The sequence below is a fragment of the Mycobacterium sp. E136 genome (assembly GCF_001666865.1).
Taxonomy (GTDB): Bacteria; Actinomycetota; Actinomycetes; order Mycobacteriales; family Mycobacteriaceae; genus Mycobacterium.
Genome location: NZ_LZJE01000295.1, coordinates 1 through 534 on the forward strand (window position 1 = coordinate 1; position 534 = coordinate 534).

Here is a 534-nt window from a genome sequence, read left to right on the forward strand (position 1 = left end):
CGGCGTGATCGCCAAGCGGCTGGACGGCCCGTATCTGCCCGGCAAGCGCGAGATGGTCAAGGTCAAGCACGCCCGCGACGCCGACTGCGTGGCGATGGGTTATCGCATCCACAAGAGCGGCGAAGGCATCGGGTCGATCCTGCTCGGGTTGTACAAGGACGACGGCACACTGGCATCCGTCGGCGTCATCGGCGCGTTCCCGATGACCCGCCGTCGCGAGCTGTTCGCCGAACTTCAGCCACTGCGAACGACTTTCGAGGAGCACCCGTGGAACTGGGCCGCCGCCGCCGACCCCGACGTCGTGCGCCGCTACGGCGGCGGGTCGCGCTGGAACGCCGGCAAGGATCTGTCGTTCGTGCCGCTGCGCCCCGAACGGGTGGTCGAGGTCCGCTACGACCACATGGAGGGTGAACGGTTCCGCCACACCGCCCAGTTCAACCGGTGGCGCCCCGACCGCGACCCCCGCTCGTGCACCTACGAGCAACTCGAGCAACCGGTCACCTTCGCGCTGCGCGACATCGTTCCCGGCCTCGG

The 534-nt window shown here is 68.9% G+C and carries 1 protein-coding gene; it reads left to right on the forward strand.

The window, feature by feature from the left end; all coding sequences use genetic code 11:
• Positions 1-534 (forward strand): ATP dependent DNA ligase (locus A5698_RS19015; RefSeq protein WP_502688954.1); only part of this gene is annotated, 534 nt, incomplete at both ends.